Origin of the sequence: Streptomyces sp. NBC_01298, from assembly GCF_035978755.1 — a bacterium.
Taxonomy (GTDB): domain Bacteria; phylum Actinomycetota; class Actinomycetes; order Streptomycetales; family Streptomycetaceae; genus Streptomyces.
The window spans coordinates 5,472,125-5,487,575 of record NZ_CP108414.1; the positions used below are offsets into that span (position 1 = coordinate 5,472,125).

Below are 15,451 nucleotides of genomic sequence, written 5' to 3' on the forward strand. Positions count from 1 at the left end.
TGGGATGAGCACAGTGGTGGCATAAGCGCCGGTCGGAGGTTGTTGCACACCCCGTGGACATCAAGGGTGTGGTGGCGGAGGGCTTCGAGCCCGTCAGGGACGCGTTCGTACGCAACTTCGAGGTGCTCGGCGACCGGGGCGCGGCCGTGGCCGTCTACCGCGACGGGCACAAGGTCGTGGACCTGTGGGCCGGCACCAAGGACGCCGAGGGCACCGAGCCCTGGGGCGAGGACACCGTGCAGATCGTCCGCTCCGCGACCAAGGGCGTGGCCGCGGCCGTACCGCTGCTGCTCCAGCAGCGCGGGCTGCTGGACCTGGACGCGCCGGTGAGCTCGTACTGGCCGGAGTTCAAGGCGGGCGGCAAGGAGCGGACCAGGGTCCGCGACCTGCTCGCGCACCGCGCGGGCGTTCCGGCCCTGGACCGGGGGCTGACGGTGGCCGAGGCCGCGGACGGAGTCTCCGGAGCGCGCGCGGTCGCCGCCCAGCAGGCCTTCTGGGAGCCCGGCACCGAGCACGGCTACCACGCGCAGACCTTCAGCTGGCTGCTGTCCGAGCTGGTGCTGCGGGCGACCGGCCGCACGCTGGGGGGCATCCTGGCCGAGGAGATCGCGGAGCCGCTGGGCCTGGACTTCTGGATCGGCCTGCCGGAGTCCGAGGAGCGCCGGGTGGGCCGGGTGGCGCCGGTCGATCCGCCGGAGAGCGCGGGCACGCTCAGGACCCGGCCGAAGCGAAACGTTTCCGCGGCCTACGCCGATCCGGACTCCCTCACCCGCCGCGCCTTCGCGGCCATACACCCGCTGCCGGACGAGAACGACCCCGCCTACCGGGCGGCCGAGCTGCCGGCCTCCGCGGGCATCGGCACGGCCCGCGCCCTGGCCCGCTTCTACGCGGCCACCATCGGCGTGGTGGAGGACGGCGCGCGGATCTTCACCCCGGCCACCACCGCGCTGGCCGGCAAGGAGTTCTCCTCGGGCCCCGACCGCGTGCTGGTGGTCAACACCCGCTTCGGCCCCGGCTACATGCTGCACGGCCCGGCCTCCCCGCTGCTGTCCCCGGCCTCCTTCGGGCATCCGGGTCGCGGCGGCTCGCTGGCCTTCGCGGACCCGGAGGCGGGCATCGGCTTCGGCTACGTCACCAACGCCCACGCCAAGTCGGTCACCGCCGACCCGCGCGCCCAGGCCCTGGTCCGGGCCGTCCGCTCGGCGCTGTAGCCCGGCCCGCGAAACGGCGTCGCACGGGCGGGGCGGGGAGCGTTAGCGTGCCGTCATGACGACGACCACGCATCCCCTCTTCGCCGAAGCCCTCGCCGCACTGGGTCTGGAACCGGGCGTACGGAGCTTCCCCGACGGGACCCGGACCGCCGCGGACGCGGCCGCCGCGATCGGCTGCGAACTCAGCCAGATCGTGAAGTCGCTGATCTTCGCCGCCGACGGGGTTCCCGTACTGGTCCTCATGGACGGGGCCTCCCGGGTCGACGTGGAGGCGGTGCGCCGCGAGCTCGGCGCGGGCGCGGTGACCCGGGCGGACGCGGCCCTGGTCCGGGAGACCACCGGCTACGCCATCGGAGGGGTGCCGCCCTTCGGGCACCGCACCCGCACCCGGGTCCTCGCGGACCGCTCCCTGCTGGCCCACGACGTGGTCTGGGCGGCCGCGGGCACCCCGCACACGGTGTTCCCGATGGATCCGCGCGAGCTGATCCGGCACGCGGGGGCCGCGCTGGCCGACGTACGGGAGGGCTGAGCGCCGGCTGTCACAGGCCCGTGCAGGGCGGCCGCCGCGGGCGGGCGCGACAGGCCGGCCGACGGACGGAGTCCGGCGCAGCGGCGCGAAGCCGAGGAGGCCCGCCAGGGCCGACGCGTGCGAGCGGCGCGTCAAGAGGAGAGGACGGCCGCCACGATCGGGCCCGCCGCGTCGCCGCCGTGGCCGCCGCCCTCGACCATCGCCGCGGCCGCCACGTCGCCGCTGAAGCCGGTGAACCAGCTGTCCGGGCTCTGCGCCCCGTCGACCTCCGCCGAGCCGGTCTTCGCACCCTTGTCGGAGCCGTGGACCGCGGACATCGCGCCCTGGGCGGTGCCCGAGGTGGCCGTCAGCTTCATCATCCGCACCAGCTGCGCCGCCACCGAGGGCTTCATCCGCCGGGTGGCCCTGGCGAGCTCGCGGTCGTCCAGCGAGGCCTTGACGACGACCGGCTGGCGGAACACCCCGGTGCGGGCGGTCGCCGTGATCGAGGCCATGGTCAGCGGGTTCATCTGGATCTGGCCCTGGCCGATGTACGCGGCGGCCGCCGCCGGCCCGGTGGCGGCCGGGACCTTGCCGTCGACGGTGGGCACGCCGACCTTCCACTCGACGCCCTCGCCGATGCCGAAGACCTCACGGGCCTCCTTCGGGAGCGCGTCGTCGTCGTCGACCGGCAGGATCTGCTTGATGAAGGCGGTGTTGCAGGACTGGGCGAAGCTCGTCGCGAAGGTCTCGCCCTCGAGCTTGAAGCCCTTCAGGTTCTTGAAGGTCTTGCCTCCCCACTGCACCTCCGCCGGACACGGGGCGACCTTGTCCGCCGCCACCAGACCGCGGTCCAGGAGCATCGCGCCGGTCACGATCTTCATCGTGGAGCCGGGCGCGCGGGCCCCGCTGAGGGACGCGGGGAAGCCGTCCGAGCGGTGGTCCGCGACGGCCAGGACGTTTCCGGTGCTCGGCTGGACGGCGACCACCGAGGACTGCGGGAACTTCAGGACCGCCTTCTCGGCGGCGGCCTGGACGTCCGCGTCCAGCACGGTCTGGATCTCCCCGGCCTTCCCCTCGACCAGCGTCAGCAGGGTCCGCCGGGGGGCCTCCTGGGCGACCGGCTCGATCCACAGCTCGGCGCCGACCGTGCCGCCCAGCCGCTCCCCGTACTTCTTGCGCAGGCTGTCGAGCACCGGGCGCAGCGAGGGGTACTTCTCGGCCGTCAGCTCCCTGCCCTTGCGGTCCACGGCCTTGACCGGCGGGTTGGCCGGGGCGCCGCCGCGCAGCCTCTCGCCCTTCTGGAGCTGCGGGTGGAGCACCGAGGGCTGCCAGTCGACGAGCGGCAGCCCCGAGGTGTTGCCGCGGACCACGGTCAGCTTGGACTCGTAGGCGAGGGGCTTGGTGACGCCCTCGTAGGTGACCTCCGCCGCGACGGAGTACGCCACCGTGGTCCCGGTCTGCGCGCCGGGGGTGATCGCGACCTTGGAGACGTAGGCCCTGGCCGTGAGATCGGCGAGGGCGACCTGCGCCTCCGCCGGGTTGTTCGTCAGATCGGCGCCGGCCCGGGCGTCCCCGGCGGCCCACGCGGTGAAGAAGGCCCGGGCGGTCTCGGCGGCGTCCTTGTCGCTGACCGGCCCGGTGCCCTTGGCGGGCACGGCCGGGCCGCTCGCGCTGGTGCTCTTGGTATCTCCGTCGTCGCCGGTGTCACCCACCAGCGAGTACACCCCGTAGACGGCCCCGCCCAGCATCGCGAGGAAGGCCCCGCCGACGACGGCTCCCTTTGCAGCCCCGTTCATTCCCGCTCCCCGTTCCCGTGTCCCCTGCCCCGGCCCTTGAACGCTGAACGCTGAACGTGTTCAAGAACCCTGTGGAGTAGACCTTACGCCGAACAGGCAAGCGATTTCAGGGGTTTGGATGCCCCGGGCGACCGGAATCACAGCCGCCCCGCTATACCCAGGTGTCCAGCCACATGCGGTTCTGCCAGGAGTCCATCGGGATGGACTGGCCCGTGTAGATCGGCCAGAAGTAGATGAAGTTCCACACGATCAGGAGCACCAGGACGCCCGCCGCCACCGCGCCCAGGGCGCGGCGGCGTTCCGAGGAGCCGGCCGGGCCGAGGAGGGCGCCGATCATCATGGCCACCGCCAGGCACAGGTACGGGACGAAGACCACCGCGTAGAAGAAGAAGATGGTCCGCTCCTGGTAGTTGAACCAGGGCAGCAGGCCCGCGCCGAGCGCGCAGGCGATCGCGCCCGCCCGCCAGTCGCGGCGGAAGAACCACCGCCACAGCACGTAGAGCAGCGCGAAGCAGCCCGCCCACCAGAGGAGCGGGGTGCCGAGCGCCAGCACCTCGCGGGCGCACTTGGCCGTCTCCGTCGCCGGGCAGCCGTCCGTGCCGGGCGAGGGGGACTCGTAGAAGTACGAGACGGGACGGCCCAGGACCAGCCAGCTCCACGGGTTCGACTCGTAGGTGTGGCCCGAGGTCAGGCCCACGTGGAACCTGTAGACCTCCGTCTCGTAGTGCCACAGGCTCCGCAGCCACTCCGGCACGAAGGACCACATGCTGTCCTGGTCGTTCTTGGCGGCCCAGTCGCGGAAGTAGCCGCCCTTGCCGTTGTCGGGGGAGAGGATCCAGCCCAGCCACGAGGCCACGTAGACGGAGATCGCCACGGGGACGAGGGAGAGGAAGGCGCCCCAGCTGTCGCGGAGCAGCATCGCCAGGTACGGGGTGCCCGCGCCCGCCGTGCGGCGGGCCGCCGCGTCCCACAGGACGGTCAGCACGCCGAAGAAGGCGAGCACGATCAGGCCGTTCCACTTCGTGCCGAAGGCCAGGCCGAGGCTGATCCCGGCCAGGAGCCGGTACGGGCGCCAGCCCAGCTTCAGCGTCTCCGCGATGTGGGCGTCCGGCCGAATCCGCCCCTCCTCGTCCACGGGGAGCGCGGCGGCGAGCCGGGCCCGCGCCTTGTCCCGGTCGATGACGAGCGCTCCGAAGGCGCCCAGCACGAAGAACATCAGCACCAGGTCGAGCAGGGCGGTCCGGCTCATCACCAGGTGCAGGCCGTCCACGGCCAGCAGGAGGCCGGCCAGGCAGCCCAGGAAGGTGGAGCGGAAGAGGCGCCGGCCGATGCGGCACAGCATCAGCACCGACAGGGTGCCGAGCAGGGCGGTCATGAACCGCCAGCCGAAGGGGTCGAAGCCGAACATCCACTCGCCCAGGCCGATCACCCATTTGCCGACCGGCGGGTGCACGACGTAGCCCGGGTCCAGCGGGAGGGGCACCCCGTCGGGGTTGGCGAGGATCGACTTGTCGATGTCCTTGGGCCAGCTCGCCTCGTAGCCCTGCTGGATCGTGGCCCAGGCGTCCTTGGCGTAGTACGTCTCGTCGAATATCACCGCCTTCGGGGTGCCCAGATGGGCGAACCGCAGCACCCCCGCGACCAGCGCGACCAGCAGCGGCCCGGCCCACGCCAGCACCCGCTCCCAGCGCACCGCCGCGGCCGGCCCGATCCCGATCTGCGCCCACAGCTGGGCGGACGGCCGTGCGTACGGGGGCACCAGGCGGGTGCCGACGTCCGACTGCCGTTTGGCCCCGGCGGGCCGTACGTAGCCGAAGCCGCGCAGCCGGCGCAGCCAGGCGGACGGCTGGTCGGCGGGGTCGGGGCCGGGCCCGGCCTCGGTGGCGGGCGGGGCCCCCGCAGGGCTGGGCGGCGGCGTCGCGGTACTGGTCACCGGCACATCGTAGGGAACGACCCTGTGCCGGACCCAGGGGGACGGGAGTGTGGGGCGCGGCGGTTGGGGCGGCTGAGAGGATGGGGCGGTGACCACTGAGCAGCCCCGCACCGCCGAAGCCCCCTCCCCGACCCCTTCCACGGCGTCGTCTTCCGACGTGCCGGGGGTCGGCGTCCTCGTCCTCGCCGGGACCCCCATCGGAGACCTCGCCGACGCCCCGCCGCGGCTCGCCTCCGAGCTGGAGCGGGCCGATGTGATCGCCGCCGAGGACACCCGGCGGCTGCGCAGGCTGACGCAGGGGCTGGGCGTGTACACCACCGGTCGCGTCCTGTCGTACTTCGAGGGCAACGAGTCCGCGCGCACGCCCGAGCTGGTCGAGGCCCTGGAGGCCGGCAAGCGCGTCCTGCTGGTCACGGACGCCGGCATGCCCTCGGTCTCCGACCCCGGCTACCGGCTCGTCGCCGCCGCCGTGGAGAAGGACATCAAGGTCACGGCCGTACCCGGGCCCTCCGCCGTCCTCACCGCGCTGGCCCTCTCCGGGCTGCCCGTCGACCGCTTCTGCTTCGAGGGCTTCCTGCCCCGCAAGGCCGGCGAGCGCCTGAGCAAGCTCCGCGAGGTCGCCGCCGAGCGCCGCACTCTCGTCTACTTCGAGGCCCCGCACCGGCTCGACGACACCCTGGCCGCCATGGCCGAGGTCTTCGGCGCCGACCGGCGCGCCGCCGTCTGTCGCGAGCTGACCAAGACCTACGAGGAGATCAAGCGCGGCGGGCTCGGCGAGCTGGCCGCCTGGGCCGCCGAGGGCGTGCGCGGGGAGATCACCGTGGTCGTCGAGGGCGCCCCGGCCGCGGCCCCCGGCGATGTGGACGCCGAGGAGCTGGTGAACCGGGTACGGGTGCGCGAGGAGGCGGGGGAGCGGCGCAAGGAGGCCATCGCGGCGGTCGCCGCCGAGGCCGGAGTACCCAAGCGCGAGGTCTTCGACGCGGTGGTCGCGGCAAAGAACGAGGCACAAAAGTCGCGTCAAGTCGGTAAAGAGCTAACCTGAAAAGCAAAGCTCAGACCGCGCACCGGGCGCTTTGGGCATGACTCGCCCAAGGACCGTCCAACAGTAGACAGGGCCTGATGCGCTCCCGCCCGAAGAGGCGTCCACTGGCAATGGCACCAGTGGAACAAGAGGAGCTGGCATGAGTGAGATCGCCGAACCCCAACCCGTCTCCGTACCCACCGCTTCTACCGTCACCGCTTCTACCGTCACCGCTTCTACCGTCACCGCCCCGGCCGCCGCTGCCGCGGCTCCCGCTCCCGCCGCCGTGCCGACCGTGCACGAGGCGTACTCCTTCGCCTGCATGAAGTGCGGCTACGGCTGGGAGCAGGGGTACGAGATAGAGCACCACACCGACGGCAGGGGCATGCCGTTCATCGTCTACACGGCGGACGGCGAGCGCGTACCCTCCCCGCTGTCCAACCCGACCTGCATGAACTGCGGCGGCCACGTGGTGCGGATCATGCGGGAGGGCCAGGTCAAGTCCGTCATCGGCATGCTCGACCAGCTCTACCACCACCGCGCGGCCCCGGGGATCGCCGGCCCGGTGCCCGCCGGGTACACCGCGAAGACCCCCAAGCCCCGCAAGGCCGCCCTGCACGACGCCCCCGGGCCGGTCCCGGTGGAACGGCCCGGCCTGATGGCCCGGCTGCTGGGGTTCTTCCGCCGGTCATAAGATCGGCCGCATGAGCCGTAGTACGCCGAACGACGCACCGCCCCCGCTGCCGCAGCCGCTCCGGGTGGCGGTCGCCGACTCCCACACCCACCTGGACATGCAGTCCGGCACCGTCGAGGAGGGCCTCGCCAAGGCCGCCTCCGTCGGGGTGACCACCGTCGTCCAGGTGGGCTGCGACGTGAAGGGCTCCCGCTGGGCCGCCGAGACCGCCGCCGCGTACGACAACGTGCACGCGGCCGTGGCCCTGCACCCCAACGAAGCCCCCCGGATCGTCCACGGGGACCCCGACGGCTGGTCGCGCCAGGGTGCCCGGACGGGCGGCGGCGAGGCCGCGCTCGACGACGCGCTCGCTGAGATCGAGGCCCTGGCGGCCCTCGCGCACGTGAAGGCCGTCGGCGAGACCGGGCTCGACTACTTCCGGACCGGCCCGGAGGGCATGGCCGCGCAGGAGCGTTCCTTCCGCGCGCACATCGAGATCGCCAAGCGGCGGGGCAAGGCCCTCGTCATCCACGACCGCGAGGCGCACGCGGACGTGCTGCGGGTCCTGCGCGAGGAGGGCGCCCCCGAGCGGACCGTCTTCCACTGCTACTCCGGCGACGCGGAGATGGCCCGGGAATGCGCCGCCGCCGGCTACTACATGTCCTTCGCCGGGACGGTCACCTTCAAGAACGCGGCGCCGCTGCGCGAAGCCCTGGCGGTGGCCCCGCTGGAACTGGTCCTGGTGGAGACGGACGCCCCCTACCTCACCCCGGCCCCGTACCGCGGCCGGCCCAACGCGCCGTACCTCATTCCGCTGACCGTACGGGCCATGGCCGCGGTCCGCGGCATCGACGAGGACGCCATGGCGACGGCCCTGGCGGCCAACACGGCCCGCGCCTTCGACTACTGAGCGCGCCCGCCGAGCCCTCTCACCCGTTCGCCACGTTCCGTAGTCGTTCCGCTTTGTAGCGTGACGGTCGCTCCGCTAGGGTGCCGTGCCCGAAGCAGCCGGACGGACCAGTGGAGCGAGCGCGATGAGCGATGTGGCCTGGCCGGCCGGTGGACGCGACCCCTGGGCCGTGGCCCCGGACCCGGACACGGATCCAGGCCCCCACCCGGACCCGGATCCGTACCCCGGGCCGCGGGGGGCGGGCCAGGATCTGGGGCTGGACCTGGACCTGGACGCCGGGCCGGTGTCTTACCGGGACGTGGACCTGGACCCGTACCGGGGCCCGGGCGGGGAGCCGGGCCCTGACCCGTACGGAGGCCCGACCGTGGACCCGTACGGGGGCCCGGGGGCGGACCCGGCCGTGGGCCCGTACCGGGGCCCGGGGGCGGACCCGGACCCGTACCCGCCCCTCCCGGCACCCCACCCGGAGCCCGGGGTGCCTGCGCCCCGGGGCGGCGGGCGCCGGCGGACGGCCGCGGAGTCCGGGACGGGCCGCCGGGCGCGCGGCCGAACCCCCGCCCCCGCGGCGTCCCCGGAAGCGGGCCCCGTACGGACCCTCGCTCCGGACCCCGCCCCCGAGCCGGAACCCCCGGCCACCGGCCGCCGTCGCCGCGGCGCGCCGGTGGCGTCCGTGGACACCGCCCCGGCCGGACCGCCCCCCGCGGGGACCGGGCGGCGCCGGGGCGGAGGCGGACTCGGCACGGTGCCCGCGCCGGGCGGCCCCGGCATCGGCGTCGGTGTCGGCCCCGACGTCGCCCCCGCTCCCGCCCCCGCTCCCGCCCCCGCTCCGAGGCGGCGTCGCGGCGCCGCCCCCGCTCCCCGCGACACCTGGCGGCGCATCGTGCCGCAGGCCCTGGTCGTCGCGTTCCTGGCGGGCGGCACCACCGCCTTCGTCGCCGCCGACAAGGCCGTACGGCTCACCGTCGACGGAGTCCCGCGGACCCTGCACACCTTCGCCGACGACGTGGACGGGCTGCTCGCCGCCGAAGGGCTCGGCATCGGCCCCCACGACCTCGTCGCCCCCGCCGGGGCGCAGGTCCTCGACGACGGGGACGAGATCGTCCTGCGCTACGGCCGCCCGCTGAGCCTGACCCTCGACGGACAGCGGCGCGAGGTGTGGACCACCGCCCGCACCGTGGACGGCGCACTGCGCCAGTTCGGCATCCGCGCCGAGGGCGCCTACCTCTCCGCGCCCCGCACCGCCCCCGTCCCCCGGACCGGCCTGACCCTGGCCGTCCGCACCGAACGCAGCATCACCTTCATGGCCGACGGCCGCGAGCGGCCGATCCGCACCAACGCCGCCACCGTGCGGGAGGCCCTCGACGAAGCCGGGATCACCCTCCACGGCCAGGACACCACCTCCGTGCCCGCCGACGCCTTCCCGCGCGACGGCCAGACCGTCGCCGTGCTCCGCATCACCGGCACCCGCGAGATCCGCGAGGAACGCATCCCGTACGCGACCGAGCGGGTCAAGGACTCCTCCCTCTTCGCCGGCACCGAAGTCGTCGAGCGCTCGGGGCGGCCCGGGGCGCGCAGGGTCACGTACGGCCTGCGCACCGTCAACGGGGTCCGGCAAAAGCCCCGCCGGATCGCCGAGGAGACCGTCCGCGAGCCCGTCAGCCAGCTCGTCAAGGTCGGCACCAAGCCGCTGCCGTCCTCCGTCCAGGGCGCGGACGGCCTCGACTGGGGCGCGCTGGCCCGCTGCGAGTCGGGCGGCCGGCCCGGCGCCACGGACCCCTCGGGCACGTACGGGGGGCTCTACCAGTTCGACGTACAGACCTGGCAGGCCCTCGGCGGCAGCGGCCGCCCGCAGGACGCTCCGGGCCCGGAACAGACGTACCGCGCCAAGAAGCTGTACGTACAGCGGGGGGCGAGTCCGTGGCCACACTGCGGCCGTACCCTTTATCGGTGAGCACCGCAGAGCAGCAGCCCGAATCCTCCGCGCCGGAGACCGTCCCGACCGAGACCGCCGCCCCCGAAACATCCGCCCTCCTCGGGGCGGCCGACATCCGGGAGCTGGCCGCCGTACTCGGCGTACGGCCGACGAAGCAGAAGGGCCAGAACTTCGTCATCGACGCCAACACGGTGCGCCGCATCGTGCGCACCGCCGAGGTCCGGCCGGACGACGTGGTCGTCGAGGTCGGGCCCGGGCTGGGCTCGCTGACGCTCGCACTGCTGGAGGCCGCCGACCGGGTCGTCGCCGTAGAGATCGACGACATCCTGGCCGCCGCGCTGCCCGCCACCATCGAGGCGCGGATGCCGGAGCGCAAGGACCGCTTCACGCTGGTCCACTCCGACGCGATGCTGGTCAAGGAGCTGCCCGGACCGCCGCCGACCGCGCTCGTCGCGAACCTCCCCTACAACGTGGCCGTGCCGGTCCTGCTCACCATGCTCGACCGCTTCCCGAGCATCGAGCGGACCCTGGTCATGGTGCAGGCCGAGGTCGCCGACCGGCTGGCCGCGGAGCCCGGCAACAAGGTCTACGGAGTCCCCTCGGTCAAGGCCAACTGGTACGCGGACGTCAAGCGGGCCGGCGCCATCGGCCGCAAGGTCTTCTGGCCCGCGCCGAACGTCGACTCCGGGCTCGTCTCCCTGGTCCGCCGCGCGGAGCCGGTCAAGACCACCGCGACCAAGGCCGAGGTCTTCGCGGTCGTCGACGCGGCCTTCGCGCAGCGCCGCAAGACGCTGCGCGCGGCGCTGTCCGGCTGGGCCGGATCGGCGGCGGGCGCCGAGGCGGCGCTGGTCGCGGCCGGGGTCTCCCCGCAGGCCCGCGGCGAATCCCTCACCGTCGAGGAGTTCGCGGCGATCGCCGAGCACAAGCCCGCCGCGGAGAGGCCCGCGCTGTGAGCGGGTCGGTCACCGTACGGGTCCCCGCCAAGGTCAACGTCCAGCTGGCGGTGGGCGCGGCCCGGCCCGACGGCTTCCACGACCTGGCGAACGTCTTCCTCGCGGTCTCCCTCTACGACGAGGTCACCGCGACCCCGGCCGCCGGGCTCACCGTGACCTGCGCCGGACCGGACGCCGACAAGGTGCCGCTCGACCGCACCAACCTGGTGGCCCGGGCGGCACAGATCCTCGCGGAGCGGGCGGGGCTGCGCCCCGACGTCCACCTCCACATCGAGAAGCGGATCCCGGTGGCGGGCGGCATGGCCGGCGGCAGCGCCGACGGGGCGGGCGCGCTGCTCGCCTGTGACGCCCTCTGGGGGCTGAAGACCCCGGTGGAGGAACTCCTCGCCCTGTGCGCCGAGCTGGGCAGCGACGTGCCGTTCAGCCTGGTCGGCGGGGCGGCGCTCGGTACCGGGCGCGGGGAGATCCTGACCCCGGTGGCGGCCGGCGGCTTCCACTGGGTGTTCGCGGTGGCCGACGGCGGGCTCTCCACCCCGGCGGTGTTCCGCGAGTTCGACCGGCTCACCGCGGGTACGGAGGTGCCCGTGCCGCAGGCCTCGCCGGCCCTCCTCGCGGCGCTGGCCTCCGGGGACCCGGACGAGCTGGCCGCGACCCTGGCCAACGGGCTCCAGCCCGCCGCCCTGTCGCTGCGGCCGTCGCTCGCCGACACCCTCGCGGCGGGTACGGACGCCGGGGCCCTGGCCGCGCTGGTGTCCGGCTCCGGCCCCACGACGGCCTTCCTGGTCCGCGACGCGGAGTCCGCGGCGAAGGTCTCGGCCGCCCTGACCGCGTCCGGCACTTGCCGCGGCACGCACGTGGCCACGAGCCCGGCCCCGGGCGCGACCGTCCTCTGACATCCCCGGGCCGGGGTCCCGGCCAGCGCGGCCCGACGGGCCCGGGCGTGCCGCTGCGCGGCGAGGAGTCCCCTACCCGCCCTTCCACCATCCCCCAGACTCCGTCCGGGGGGACCCCCAGCCGGGGGCCAGCCCCCGGACCCCCGCTCCTCAAGCGCCGGAGGGGCTGGATAAACCCAGCCTCGCCGGCGTTTGAGGCGCGGGGTATGGGGCGGAGCCCCAGGAGGGGTCCGGGCGCAGCCCGGGGAACGGGCGAAGGGCGGGTCGGGGAAGTCCGCCCCGCGCAGCGGTAAAGGTCGCAGCGGGGACCTCCGCCCCGCGCAGCGGATGCCCCGGGTACTCAGGCGGGAGTGAGTACCCGCGCCCTGTTGCCCGGCGGGCCCGCGCGGGAGCGTGGGGGCATGGGAGCCAGCGCAAGCGACATCGCCGCAGCCACCCCCGCCACGCGGGACCGTTACGTCGACCTGCTCCGGGTCGCCTCGCTCGGGACCGTCATCGCGGGGCACTGGCTGATGGCCGCCGTCAGCACCGACGGCATAGGGAACCTGCTCGCCGTCGTGCCGCCGCTCCAGGTGCTCACCTGGGCGCTGCAGGTGATGCCGGTGTTCTTCTTCGTCGGCGGGTTCTCGCACGCCCTGTCCTACCGGTCCCTCGCGCGGCGCGCCGACGGCCCCGTCTACGCCGCCTTCCTGCGGGCCCGGCTGCGCCGGCTGTTGCGGCCCACCCTCGTGTTCGTCGCCGTCTGGACCGCTGTCGCCCTCGTCGCGCAGCTCCTCGGCGGGGGCGGCGGGCGGCTGTCCGGGGCGGCGCTGCGGCTGGTCACGCAGCCGCTGTGGTTCATCGGGATCTACCTCGCGATGGTCGCCCTGACCCCGCCCCTGCTGAAACTGCACGAGCGCCACGGCTGGGCCGCCTTCGGGGCCCTGGCCGGGGCCGCGGCCGCCGTCGATCTGCTGCGCTTCGCGGGCGGTGTCCCGTACGCCGAGTTCCTGAACTTCGCCTTCGTCTGGCTCGCCGTCCACCAGCTGGGCTTCCTGCGCGCCGACGGGCGCATCCGCCGCCCCGGCGCCCTCGCCGCCGCCGGGCTCGCCGGGGCCGTGGCGCTGGTGGCGTACGGGCCGTACCCGCTGTCCATGGTCGGGATGCCCGGGGAGAAGGTCTCCAACATGGCACCGCCCACCCTCGCCCTGCTCGCGCACGGGATCTGGCTGGTGGGCGCCGTGGAGCTGCTCAGGGGCCCCGCCGCCGCGTGGCTGGCCCGGCCCCGGGTCTGGCGCGGGGTGGTCGCCGCCAACGGGGTCGCCATGACGGCCTTCCTCTGGCACCTCACCGCGATGCTCGCCGTCTACGCCGCCCAGCTGGGCCTCGGCATCGCCCTGCCCGAGCCCGCCGGGCCGGCCTGGTGGGCCCAGGTCCCGGTCCGGTTCCTCGCCGCCGCCGCGCTGACCTGCGTACTCGTCGCGGTCTTCCGGCGCTTCGAGGCACCCGGCGCGAGCGGAACGCACCCCGGGTCCGGCCCCCGCGCCGCCCTCGGCACCGCGCTGTGCCTGCTCGGCGTCCTCGGGCTCTCCACGACCGGCCTCGGCGGGCTCCTGGACGGCCACAGCGCCACCCTGATCGCCCTCCCGGTCACCGCGCCCGCCGCGATCGGCATGGCGCTGGGCGGCTGGCTGCTGGTGGAACGGTCCGGCACTTCGCGGAGGGTTAGGCTGAGGGGCTGATCCACACCCCTTCCCTGGAGCGCTCCTGATGGCCGTCAACCTGGTCAATGTCGAGGCAGTCAGCAAGGTGTACGGCACCCGTACCCTGCTCGACGGCATCTCCCTCGGCGTATCCGAGGGGGACCGGATCGGTGTCGTAGGCCGCAACGGCGACGGCAAGACCACCCTCATCCGCATGCTCGCCAAGCTGGAGGAACCCGACACCGGCCGGGTCACCCAGAACAGCGGCCTGCACATGGGCGTGCTCACCCAGCACGACTCCCTCGACCCCAAGGCCACCGTCCGGCACGAGATCATCGGGGACATGGCCGACCACGAGTGGGCCGGCAACTCCAAGATCCGCGACGTCCTGACCGGCCTGTTCGGCGGGCTCGACCTGCCCGGCTTCGGGCAGGGCCTCGACACCGTCATCGGCCCGCTGTCCGGTGGCGAGCGGCGCCGCATCGCGCTCGCCCAGCTGCTCATCGCCGACCAGGACCTCCTCGTACTCGACGAGCCCACCAACCACCTCGACGTCGAGGGCATCTCCTGGCTGGCCAAGCACCTCCAGGAACGCCGCTCCGCACTCGTCTGCGTCACCCACGACCGGTGGTTCCTCGACCAGGTCTGCACCCGCATGTGGGACGTGCAGCGCGGTGACGTCCACGAGTACGAGGGCGGCTACAGCGACTACGTCTTCGCCCGCGCCGAGCGCGACCGCATCGCCGCGACCGAGGAGTCCAAGCGGCAGAACCTGATGCGCAAGGAGCTCGCCTGGCTGCGCCGCGGCGCCCCGGCCCGTACTTCCAAGCCGCGCTACCGCATCGAGGCCGCCAACGAGCTGATCGCCGACGTGCCGCCGCCGCGCGACAAGTCCGCGCTGATGAAGTTCGCCAACGCCCGCCTCGGCAAGACGGTGTTCGACCTGGAGGACGTGACCGTCCAGGCCGGCCCCAAGACCCTCCTCAAGCACCTCACCTGGCACCTGGGCCCCGGCGACCGCGTCGGTCTCGTCGGCGTCAACGGCGCCGGCAAGACCTCCCTGCTGCGCGCCCTCGGCGAGGCCGCCCGCACCCAGGGCGAGGTCCAGCCGGCCGCCGGCACGGTGACCGTCGGCAAGACCGTGAAGCTCGCCTACCTCTCGCAGGAGGTCGGCGAGCTCGACCCGTCCCTGCGCGTCCTGGAGGCCGTGCAGCGCGTGCGCGACCGGGTGGACCTCGGCCAGGGCCGCGAGATGACGGCCGGCCAGCTGTGCGAGCAGTTCGGCTTCACCAAGGAGAAGCAGTGGACGCCCGTCGGCGACCTCTCCGGTGGTGAGCGGCGCCGGCTGCAGATCCTGCGCCTGCTGATGGACGAGCCCAACGTCCTGTTCCTCGACGAACCCACCAACGACCTCGACATCGAGACCCTGACCCAGCTGGAGGACCTCCTCGACGGCTGGCCCGGGTCGATGATCGTGATCTCGCACGACCGGTTCTTCATCGAGCGCACCACCGACACGGTCATGGCCCTGCTGGGCGACGCGAGCCTGCGGATGCTGCCGCGCGGACTCGACGAGTACCTCGAGCGCCGCCAGAAGATGATCGACGCCGCCTCCCCGGCGCCCGCCGCGGCCGGTGCCGGAAAGTCCTCGGCCTCCGGGGACGCGCGCGCCGCGAAGAAGGAGCTGCAGAAGATCGAGCGGCAGCTCAACAAGATGACGGACCGCGAGAGCAGTCTGCACGCCCAGATCGCCGAGAACTCCACCGACTTCGACAAGGTCGCCAAGCTCGACGCGGAGCTGCGCGAACTCATCTCGGGCCGGGACGAGTTGGAGATGCGCTGGCTGGAGCTCGCCGAGGACGCGTAGGCCCCGGGGCCCACGTGCCCCAACTGGCTGATAACAGCGGCATCACGGGCCGGTCCTCCCTTGGGAAC

Annotated in this window: 12 protein-coding genes; 10 read left to right on the forward strand and 2 right to left on the reverse strand. The window is 74.0% G+C overall.

Going from position 1 to position 15,451, the window contains the following annotated elements:
* Nucleotides 1-53 precede the first annotated feature (53 nt).
* Both OG730_RS25000 and OG730_RS25005 read left to right on the forward strand, forming a co-directional pair.
* On the forward strand, nucleotides 54-1,211 hold the full coding sequence (locus OG730_RS25000; RefSeq protein ID WP_327306348.1) for a serine hydrolase domain-containing protein: 1,158 nt from the start codon (nucleotides 54-56) through the stop codon (nucleotides 1,209-1,211).
* Nucleotides 1,212-1,266: 55 nt separating this feature from the next.
* A complete protein-coding gene (locus OG730_RS25005) occupies nucleotides 1,267-1,740 on the forward strand; it encodes a YbaK/EbsC family protein (RefSeq protein ID WP_327306349.1) in 474 nt (157 codons plus the stop codon).
* Between the two features lie 131 nt (nucleotides 1,741-1,871).
* On the opposite strand, the gene OG730_RS25010 is transcribed toward OG730_RS25005, so the two are convergent.
* Together OG730_RS25010 and OG730_RS25015 are read right to left on the reverse strand one after the other, a co-directional pair.
* On the reverse strand, nucleotides 1,872-3,518 hold the full coding sequence (locus tag OG730_RS25010; RefSeq protein WP_327306350.1) for a penicillin-binding transpeptidase domain-containing protein: 1,647 nt from the start codon (nucleotides 3,516-3,518) through the stop codon (nucleotides 1,872-1,874).
* Nucleotides 3,519-3,669: 151 nt separating this feature from the next.
* The gene (locus OG730_RS25015) at nucleotides 3,670-5,451 is read right to left on the reverse strand and encodes a dolichyl-phosphate-mannose--protein mannosyltransferase (protein WP_442815005.1); all 1,782 of its coding nucleotides are present in this window, start codon (nucleotides 5,449-5,451) and stop codon (nucleotides 3,670-3,672) included.
* A gap of 157 nt (nucleotides 5,452-5,608) precedes the next feature.
* Here OG730_RS25015 and rsmI point away from each other — a divergent pair, with 157 nt between their 5' ends.
* The 8 genes from rsmI (at nucleotide 5,609) to OG730_RS25055 (ending at nucleotide 15,383) form a co-directional block, all read left to right on the forward strand.
* Nucleotides 5,609-6,493 carry a 16S rRNA (cytidine(1402)-2'-O)-methyltransferase gene (gene rsmI, locus OG730_RS25020; protein ID WP_327309403.1) on the forward strand — a complete coding sequence of 295 codons (885 nt, stop codon included), beginning with the start codon at nucleotides 5,609-5,611 and terminating at the stop codon, nucleotides 6,491-6,493.
* 301 nt (nucleotides 6,494-6,794) lie between these two features.
* Nucleotides 6,795-7,166: a hypothetical protein gene (locus OG730_RS25025; RefSeq protein ID WP_327309404.1), complete on the forward strand. Its 372-nt coding sequence runs from the start codon at nucleotides 6,795-6,797 to the stop codon at nucleotides 7,164-7,166.
* A 10-nt stretch (nucleotides 7,167-7,176) separates the two neighbouring features.
* Complete coding sequence (locus OG730_RS25030; protein ID WP_327306351.1) at nucleotides 7,177-8,055, forward strand: TatD family hydrolase; 879 nt, start codon at nucleotides 7,177-7,179, stop codon at nucleotides 8,053-8,055.
* A 766-nt stretch (nucleotides 8,056-8,821) separates the two neighbouring features.
* The gene (locus OG730_RS25035) at nucleotides 8,822-10,006 is read left to right on the forward strand and encodes a resuscitation-promoting factor (protein ID WP_442815212.1); all 1,185 of its coding nucleotides are present in this window, start codon (nucleotides 8,822-8,824) and stop codon (nucleotides 10,004-10,006) included.
* A 95-nt stretch (nucleotides 10,007-10,101) separates the two neighbouring features.
* Nucleotides 10,102-10,941, forward strand: coding sequence for a 16S rRNA (adenine(1518)-N(6)/adenine(1519)-N(6))-dimethyltransferase RsmA (rsmA, locus tag OG730_RS25040; RefSeq protein WP_327309406.1), 840 nt, complete (start codon nucleotides 10,102-10,104; stop codon nucleotides 10,939-10,941).
* Nucleotides 10,938-11,834 carry a 4-(cytidine 5'-diphospho)-2-C-methyl-D-erythritol kinase gene (locus tag OG730_RS25045; protein ID WP_327306352.1) on the forward strand — a complete coding sequence of 299 codons (897 nt, stop codon included), beginning with the start codon at nucleotides 10,938-10,940 and terminating at the stop codon, nucleotides 11,832-11,834. The genes rsmA and OG730_RS25045 overlap by 4 nt, the downstream gene beginning before the upstream one ends.
* Nucleotides 11,835-12,235: 401 nt before the next feature.
* A complete protein-coding gene (locus OG730_RS25050; protein ID WP_327306353.1) occupies nucleotides 12,236-13,555 on the forward strand; it encodes an acyltransferase family protein in 1,320 nt (439 codons plus the stop codon).
* 28 nt (nucleotides 13,556-13,583) lie between these two features.
* Complete coding sequence (locus OG730_RS25055; protein WP_327306354.1) at nucleotides 13,584-15,383, forward strand: ABC-F family ATP-binding cassette domain-containing protein; 1,800 nt, start codon at nucleotides 13,584-13,586, stop codon at nucleotides 15,381-15,383.
* The last annotated feature ends 68 nt before the right edge of the window (nucleotides 15,384-15,451 follow it).